8 protein-coding genes are annotated in these 5912 nt (G+C 70.9%); 1 reads left to right on the top strand and 7 read right to left on the bottom strand.

Features of this window, described 5'->3' with window-relative positions; genetic code table 11:
- Positions 1–23 precede the first annotated feature (23 nt).
- The 7 genes from FMP39_RS36725 to FMP39_RS36695 all read right to left on the bottom strand — a co-directional run bounded on the left by FMP39_RS36725 (position 24) and on the right by FMP39_RS36695 (position 4430).
- Positions 24–224 carry a hypothetical protein gene (locus FMP39_RS36725; protein WP_228558647.1) on the bottom strand — a complete coding sequence of 67 codons (201 nt, stop codon included), beginning with the start codon at positions 222–224 and terminating at the stop codon, positions 24–26.
- A 16-nt stretch (positions 225–240) separates the two neighbouring features.
- Positions 241–675 carry a biopolymer transporter ExbD gene (locus FMP39_RS36720; protein ID WP_141594587.1) on the bottom strand — a complete coding sequence of 145 codons (435 nt, stop codon included), beginning with the start codon at positions 673–675 and terminating at the stop codon, positions 241–243.
- A 3-nt stretch (positions 676–678) separates the two neighbouring features.
- The gene (locus FMP39_RS36715; protein WP_090488393.1) at positions 679–1401 is read right to left on the bottom strand and encodes a MotA/TolQ/ExbB proton channel family protein; all 723 of its coding nucleotides are present in this window, start codon (positions 1399–1401) and stop codon (positions 679–681) included.
- A gap of 165 nt (positions 1402–1566) precedes the next feature.
- Positions 1567–2565 carry an aldo/keto reductase family protein gene (locus tag FMP39_RS36710; protein ID WP_140867826.1) on the bottom strand — a complete coding sequence of 333 codons (999 nt, stop codon included), beginning with the start codon at positions 2563–2565 and terminating at the stop codon, positions 1567–1569.
- A gap of 13 nt (positions 2566–2578) precedes the next feature.
- Complete coding sequence (locus FMP39_RS36705; RefSeq protein ID WP_141594586.1) at positions 2579–3061, bottom strand: DoxX family membrane protein; 483 nt, start codon at positions 3059–3061, stop codon at positions 2579–2581.
- Between the two features lie 145 nt (positions 3062–3206).
- Positions 3207–3404, bottom strand: coding sequence for a hypothetical protein (locus FMP39_RS36700; protein ID WP_153904249.1), 198 nt, complete (start codon positions 3402–3404; stop codon positions 3207–3209).
- Between the two features lie 201 nt (positions 3405–3605).
- Positions 3606–4430 (bottom strand): AraC family transcriptional regulator, encoded by an 825-nt coding sequence (locus FMP39_RS36695; protein ID WP_228558646.1) that lies wholly within the window; start codon positions 4428–4430, stop codon positions 3606–3608.
- Between the two features lie 295 nt (positions 4431–4725).
- Between FMP39_RS36695 and FMP39_RS36690 the strand changes: the two genes are divergently transcribed.
- On the top strand, positions 4726–5912 hold a 1187-nt coding region (locus FMP39_RS36690), incomplete at its 3' end, for a hypothetical protein (protein WP_228558645.1).

Here is a 5912-nt window from a genome sequence, read left to right as displayed (position 1 = left end):
TTCCTGCTCGTGTCGCTGGGGATTCACGTCGGCGGCTTCACCACCTCCACCATCACCATCTCCACGGGGCGCCTGGCCGCGGGGAGGGTGCGCGAGGCGCCTTCCCCCAGCGCCCAGAAGCCGCCGACGTGAATCCCCAGCGACACGAGCAGGAAGACGCCCACCACGGCCAGGGAGCGGTCGCGTCGGGGCGTCGGAGCGTTGTCGAGGACCGCCTGACTCATGAAGTGACGCCTTGCCTCAGGGGGCTGAGGGCGCGGCCGCGGGGGCTACGTCCTTCTCGATGTTGAGCGCGAACTTGGCGATGCCCTGGCCCTTCACCACGTCGATGAGTCGCATGACGCGGCCATAGGGCAGCGACTGGTCGGCGCTGATGATGGCGCGCGTCTCCTTGTCCTTGGCCACCGCTTCCTGAACGCGCTTCTCCAGGTCCTTCTCGGTCATCTCGGTGCCGTCGAAGAAGAGCTTGCCCTCCTTGTCCAGCACCACGTTGACCAGGCCCTGCACCGTCTCACCGCCGTTGGCGGCTCGGGGCAGGTCCACCTCCACCGTCTCGCGGACGATGAAGTTGGCCGTCACCATGAAGATGATGAGCAGCACCAGCACCACGTCCACCAGCGGGGTGACGTTGATGCCGGTGATTTCGTCGTCGTTGTCCTGCGCGCCGCCCGCCATGGCCTAGCGGGCCTCCGCGGCGCGAGCCGCAGTGGCCGTGCTGGACGCGGGGCGCTCGGCGCGCATGCTGCCCACCAGGGCGTAGCCCAGGGCATTGGCGCGGCTGGTGAGCGTCTTGAGCTGGCGGTTGAAGACGTTGAAGGCCACCACCGCCGGAATCGCCACCGCCAGACCCACGGCCGTGGCGACCAGCGCTTCGGAGATGCCGGCCATCACGGTCTGCTGCATGGCCCCGCCGCCGCCCTGGGCGTTCATCTTCCCCAGGTCATTGAAGGCCTTGATGATGCCCAGCACCGTGCCGAACAGACCGATGAACGGCGCGTTGTTGCCCAGCGTGCCCAGGTACGACAGGAAGCGCTCGTACTGGGGACGCTCACGCGACAGGGTGGAGGCAATCACCTGCTCCACCGTGTCCGCGCCCTGGTCGGCGGAGGCCAGGGCCTCGCGGATGATGGCGGCCTCCATGCCCGTCTTGCCTTCGATGGCCTTGCGGGCCACGTCGTACTCGCCGCGGGCCAGCCGCACCGCCAGGGCCTCCGAGTCCGGCAGCCGGTGACGGGCGAAGTACACCGTGCGCTCCAGCATGATGGCGATGGAGAGCACCGAAAGGATGACGAGCACCCAGAGCACCCATTCGGCGGAGGTGAGCGTCACGCCGAGCAGCTTGCTGCTGAGCCAGCCCAGCTCGGTGTGATTCGTCTGGGCCAGGGAGAGAAAGGGCGTCATGGAGGGAAGCCTGGGTAAAGGTGGGTCACGGGGCACTCGCAACCCGGTTGCCAACCTGCGGGCCCATGTCTTGTTCCCTTGGCGCGGAAAGTCAAATGGAACGGATGGGTTGGGTGCCGCCCTCCCGGAAGCGGACGCTCAGGCGCCCGCCCGGGTGGGGCGGGCTCAGGGGCGCTGGGCGGGGACATCGGTCAGGGCTGGATTTCGCTCGATGGCGGGGCCCAGCACCGCGTCAATCCGGCGCAGCAGCTCCGGCTCCAGCTTCACGCCCGCGGCCTTCACGTTGTCGTGCACCTGCTCCGGGCGGGAGGCGCCGACGATGGCGGAGGAGACGCTGGGATTCTGGAGCACCCAGGCCACGGCGAGCTGGGCCATGGAGAGGCCGGCATCCTTCGCCAGCGGAACGAGCTGCTGCACGCGGGTGAGGACGTCATCCGTCATGAAGCGGGTGATGCCGTAGCGCACGGCGTTGGCCTCCGTGGCGCGGCTGCCCGCCGGGGGGGCCTGGCCGGGCAGGTACTTGCCGGTGAGGACGCCCTGGGCGATGGGGGACCAGACAATCTGCCCCAGGCCTGCTTCGTCGGAGGCCGGGATGACCTGCGGCTCGATGACGCGGTAGAGCATGGAGTACTGCGGCTGGTTGGAGATGAAGGGCACGCGCAGCTCGCGGGCCAGCGCGGCGCCCTGGCGAATCTGGTCGGCCGTCCATTCGGAGACGCCGATGTACAGCGCCTTGCCCTGGCGGACGATGTCGGCGAACGCGAGCATCGTCTCCTCCAGCGGCGTCTCCACGTCGAAGCGGTGGGCCTGGTACAGGTCCACGTAGTCCGTCTGCAGCCGGCGCAGCGAGCCGTCGATGCTCTCCAGGATGTGCTTGCGCGACAGGCCGCGGTCATTCTTTCCGGGGCCGGTGGGCCAGTACACCTTGGTGAAGAGCTCGTAGCCGGCGCGGCGCTCGCCCTTCAGGGCACGGCCGAGCACTTCCTCGGCGCGGGTTGCCGCGTACACGTCCGCGGTGTCGAAGGTGGTGATGCCCACGTCCAGCGCCGCGCGCACGCAGGCGAGCGCGGCCTCCTCCTCCACCTGGGAGCCGTGGGTGATCCAGTTGCCGTAGGAAATTTCACTGACGACGAGGCCGCTGCGGCCGAGCTTGCGGAAGTGCATGGTGCGCGCGAGCCTAACCGTGGGCAGCCAGGCACGCACGGCCGCGGACCGGCCACCAGCCGCCAGCCCACGCCACCCAGGCGACGTAGACGAGCTGGAAGGGGATGCGCAGCCAGAAGTACCAGTCCGGGAAGGGCAGCACATGGGTGGCGGTGTTGGCCTGGGCCTCGTGGATGTTGGCGGGGAGGATGGCCAGCAGCAGCGCGATGAGCCCCAGGGCCGCGAGTCGGCGCGTGCGTGGCAGCAGCAGCCCCAGCCCGCCCGCGACCTCCGCGGCCCCGGAGAGGTAGACCCAGAAGGCGGGTGCCGGGAGTCGCGGCGGAATCATGGCCGCGTAGCGTGCGGGCATGAGGAAGTGCATGACGCCCGCGCCCACGAAGAAGAGCCCCGCAGCGACCGCGGCGCGCGCCGTGGGGGTGGACAGCGCGGGGATGCGCCGCAGCGGCGGCAGGTGCAGCAGCAGGAAGAAGGACAGCAGGAGGATGGCGAAGGACATGGGGTGTGCTCCTGAAGAGAGGCACGGGAGGGAGTGGCCTGCCGTGCCGTTGACTTCAGGATGGGGCCCCGGTGCTGGCGTTCGCTTGAACGAACTGGCTGCGATCCGAGAGGCGGCGCGCGTCGCGCCGCCCCCGGCCTTGCCGCTACCGCTTGTCGCGCGGGTTGACGGATTCCACCACGTCGTCGGCGGCGAGCACCTCCCGCAGGAGCTCAGGGGCCTTCCTCGCCCGCGCCTTCGTGTCGGCCAGGATGCTGCTGAAGTAGGCATTCCCCAGCCGCTCGGTGGGGAGCGACCGGGTCTCCAACTCGAGCATCTCTTCCGTCGAATAGGGGTCGCACATGCGCCCCAGCAGGCTGCCCCTCTGCAGGTAGAGCGCGCCTTCGAGGCGCCGGTGGTCCCCTTCCTTCAGGTCCTTGGGGAAGTTCGCGGCGATGAAGTCGTCGACGCTGATGCTGCCGGGCTGCCCTCAGACTGGAGGGGGATTCGGGTGTCCTCGAACAGCAGCGCGTGCGAACGCTGCTGCGCCACAGGTGCGCGGTGCTCAGCGGGTCGCGCCGTTTCGGCCCTGCGCCTGGACGCGCGGTCCACGGCGCTGAAGCGATGACGGCGTGGTGCCGAACATCCGCCGGAAGGTGCGCGTCAGGTGCGCCGCATCCGAGAAGCCGGCCGCGTGGGCGGCTTCACTCAAGCTGTGGCCCGCGGCGATGGCGCCCGCGGCCCGCTGGAGCCGGAGCCACAGGAGGTAGGGCCGCAGTGGCACACCGACGGATTCGGTGAACGTGTGCATCAGCCTTCCGGGCGAGAGGCCCGCGACCTGGGCCAGGGCTTCGAGCGAGGTGTCTTCCGGCGCGGCCTCCGCGCGCAGGTGGCACAGCAGCTTGCGCACGCGCGGGTGGAGGTGACGGGGGGCTTCGGGCGTCCCGGAGAGGGTGGCCAGCGTGGACTCCATCCATCCGCCGACCGCTTCGTGTGCCAGTGCTCCCGCAGTGGGCAGCCCGCCGAGGAGGGCATCGCGCTGCGTCGTCTCGAACAGGCGTATCGGACCGTCGAGCGCGGCCTGGAGCCGCGCTCCGTCGTCGCTCTCGGGTTCGACGAAGAGGATGATGACCTCGCTGTCTCGTGCGTCGAGCGCGTGGAGAATGTCCGGGCCCACGAGCACGCCGGCTGCCTGCTCGGCGGACTTCATGCCTTGGGCGCGGACGGACAGGGTGCCTTGCCGGCACAGCACCAGGTGCATGGCGTGGTGGGCGTGCTTCGTCGTCGCGTCGCCGGGGCCCCACATCGCCAGCGCGGTGGGCCACACCACCAGGGGCATGTCCGGCCACGGCGCCTGGGGCGCCAGTTCTGGAGGGCGGGCGAGGAGCATCTGGAAGAGGGGTTGTAGCAGCAGTCCGGTGGGCTTGATGGCACTGGGGGACGGTGCGTGGGCCGCCTTTGCCGCGCGGAGCGGCACCTGGGGCAGTCTCGCGTGAGGGCGCGGTCATGGGCACTTCCTCCGCGGGGATGCTGCGTCGGTGTCCGCGAGGCTCGGGCGGTCCGTGCCAGGCGGCGGAAGGGGGCGTCAATGCACGACGGGATGCGACCGCTCACACCCGGACCGCGACGGCCGGGCGTCGCGTCGCTTGTGGGGAGTGGGCCGAGTAGTCGACACTCGCCGCTTCATGGCTGCCAGTGAAGAACGCCGCTTCCAGGCCCTGGTGCTCGCGCCCATCCGGCGTGTGCAGCGGCGCCTCAACGCGGTGGCATGGGCGGAGGCCGGCATCGTTCCGATGTGGGCCACCGCCACGGCCTGCGTGCTGGCCCGGTTCCTCCTGCGCGGCGCCTTCGTGTGGGCCCTGCCACCGCTTCTGGCGCTGGGGCTGGGCGCGTGGTTCTGGCGTGCGCGTTCCCGGCGGGTGTCGTTGGAGCAGGCGGCGGTGCTCGCGGACAGGTCGGCGAACGCGGGCGGGCTGCTCCTCACGCGGCTGGAGCGACCGGTGGGGGAGTGGGAGCTGGCCGTCAATCAGTTCGCGGGTGGGGTGAAGCCTCCCGACGTGAAGTGGCGGCGCCCGGCCGCGGCGCTCGCGGGCGCGGTGCTGTTCGCGGTGGCGGGCTTCCTGTTGCCCCTGTCCGCGCCACGAGGCCGCGCCGTGAATGCCGCCGCCGCGGCGAAGGTGGCCGCGGTCCAGGCGCAGGCGGAGGCGCTCGCCAAGGAAGAGGTGCTGGAGGAGGCCGTCGAGGAGGAGCTGCGGCGCCTGGCCGAGGAAGTCTCCGAGGGCCGCTTCGACGCCGGAGATTGGGAGGCCGCCGACGCGCTGGAGAAGCGGTTGGCCGAGCAGGCCGCGGAGGCCGCCGCGCAATTGGCCCAGGCCGCGGAGGCCGCGCGGGCGTTGGAGGACGCGCTAGGCGCCGCGGGAGGCGCCGAGGCCGCCACGCGTGAGCGCGAGGCCTTGGAGCAGGCGCTGATGGCGCTGGAAGGCGGCAAAGAAGGTGGCTCGTCCGACAACGCGGACGGAACGGGGGAGGACGGGGCGCCGCACGATTCCGAGAACGGCGAAGCGGCACAGGCGGATGCCACGCGCGCGTCCGGACAAGGAACGCAGGGCGCCGAGGGACAGCAGGGCACGGAAGGCTCGCGGAGTGAGCGCTCCGGTGAGGCGCACAGCGCTGCCCGCGCGCGGGCCTCCGGTTCACCGGACCAGATTGCCAGCCTGCGCGAGGCGCTGGAGCGCAGGCGTCAGTCGCTGGAGAACCGCTTCGATTCGAACAGCCGCAACGGTTCCAATTCGCAGGCCCGTCGCCAGGGTTCTGGCGGCCAGAACTCGGGGCAGGGGCGCCAAGGGCAGGGGCAGTCGGGGCGCGGCGGCGA

This window comes from Myxococcus sp. AB056 (assembly GCF_006547365.1).
GTDB classification, from domain to species: Bacteria; Myxococcota; Myxococcia; order Myxococcales; family Myxococcaceae; genus Myxococcus; species Myxococcus virescens.
Note: the sequence above shows the minus strand (reverse complement) of the source record. Positions and strands in the feature narration are given on the sequence as shown.

Coding starts and splice junctions, on each gene's coding strand:
- FMP39_RS36705 (WP_141594586.1), bottom strand. CDS start 3,061: ATGTCCTTCGCCATCCTCCTGCTGTCCTTCTTCCTGCTGCTGCACCTG.
- FMP39_RS36725 (WP_228558647.1), bottom strand. CDS start 224: ATGAGTCAGGCGGTCCTCGACAACGCTCCGACGCCCCGACGCGACCGC.
- FMP39_RS36720 (WP_141594587.1), bottom strand. CDS start 675: ATGGCGGGCGGCGCGCAGGACAACGACGACGAAATCACCGGCATCAAC.
- FMP39_RS36715 (WP_090488393.1), bottom strand. CDS start 1,401: ATGACGCCCTTTCTCTCCCTGGCCCAGACGAATCACACCGAGCTGGGC.
- FMP39_RS36700 (WP_153904249.1), bottom strand. CDS start 3,404: ATGTGCGACCCCTATTCGACGGAAGAGATGCTCGAGTTGGAGACCCGG.
- FMP39_RS36695 (WP_228558646.1), bottom strand. CDS start 4,430: ATGCTCCTCGCCCGCCCTCCAGAACTGGCGCCCCAGGCGCCGTGGCCG.
- FMP39_RS36710 (WP_140867826.1), bottom strand. CDS start 2,565: ATGCACTTCCGCAAGCTCGGCCGCAGCGGCCTCGTCGTCAGTGAAATT.